The sequence below is a fragment of the Kitasatospora sp. NPDC053308 genome, from assembly GCF_055585785.1.
The window spans coordinates 1-1,343 of sequence record NZ_JBVJJY010000068.1; the positions used below are offsets into that span (position 1 = coordinate 1).

A 1,343-nucleotide genomic window follows, 5' to 3' on the forward strand; every position below is an offset into this window, starting at 1 on the left:
CCCGCCACCGTCCAGCGCCTCGCCGAACAGTTCCAGCGCATCCTGCGCAGCGCCGCCGAACACCCCGACACCCCCATCCACGACCTCGACCTGCTCTCCGAGGACGAGCGGCGGGCCCTGTTCACCGACTGGAACGGGCCGTCCCGCGCACTGCCCGGCCGGACACTGCCGGAACTGTTCGCCGCCCAGGTCGCCCGCACCCCCGACGCCACCGCCGTCACCTGCGGCACCGCCACCCTCAGCTACACCGCACTCGACACCGCCGCCAACCGCCTGGCGCGCCACCTGGTCGCCCAGGGCGCCGGCCCCGAACAGCTCGTCGCGCTGGCCGTGCCGCGCTCGGTGGAGACCCTGGTCGCCGTGCTGGCGGTGCTGAAGTCCGGTGCGGCGTACCTGCCGATCGACCTCACCCACCCGGGCGAGCGGATCGCCTACACCCTCGCCGACGCCCGACCGCTGTGCGTGCTCACCACCTCCGAAGCCGCCGCCGGCCTGCCCGTCACCGAGCACCCCCGGCTGCTGCTGGACAGCCCGGACACGGCCGCGGCGCTCGCCGCCCTGCCCGCGCACGACCTCACCGACGCCGACCGCTCGGCGCCGCTGTCGCTGCGCAACCCGGCCTATGTGATCTACACCTCCGGGTCCACCGGGCGCCCCAAGGGCGTGGTGGTCGAGCACCGCTCGCTGGACGCCTACCTGGCCTGGGCCCGCGAGGCCTACGGCAGCGTGGCCGGCCGGGCGCTGGTGCACTCGCCGGTGTCCTTCGACCTGACCGTCACCGGGCTCTTCGCCCCGCTCACCAGCGGCGGCACCGTCCAGCTGATCGAACTGGACGACGAGGCGCCGGCGGCAACCGAGTTCGACCGCCCGACCTTCGTCAAGGCCACGCCGAGCCACCTGGCCCTGCTGACCGCGCTGCCCGGGCGCTTCTCGCCGAGCGAGCAGCTGGTGCTCGGCGGCGAGTCGCTGATGGGCGAGGTGCTGGACGAGTGGCGCCGGCGCCACCCGGGCGCCACCGTGATCAACGAGTACGGCCCGACCGAGACCACGGTCGGCTGCACCGAGTTCCGGATCGAGCCCGGCGACACCGCGCCCTCCGGCGTGATCACCATCGGGCGGCCGATCTGGAACACCCGGATGTACGTGCTGGACGAGGCGCTGCGCGCGCTGCCGATCGGTGTCGGCGGCGAACTCTTCATCGCCGGCGACCTGGTGACCCGCGGCTACCTCGGCCGCCCGGCCCTGACCGCCGAGCGCTTCCTGCCCGACCCGTACGGCGAGCCCGGCGCCCGGATGTACCGCACCGGCGACCTCGGCCGCTGGCAGCAGAACACCCACGGCGA

General features: G+C 74.5%; 1 protein-coding gene. It reads left to right on the forward strand.

The annotated features are described in order from the left end of the window. The coding region (locus ACZ6Y7_RS37965) for a non-ribosomal peptide synthetase (RefSeq protein WP_465762545.1) at positions 1–1,343 on the forward strand (1,343 nt) is incomplete at both ends.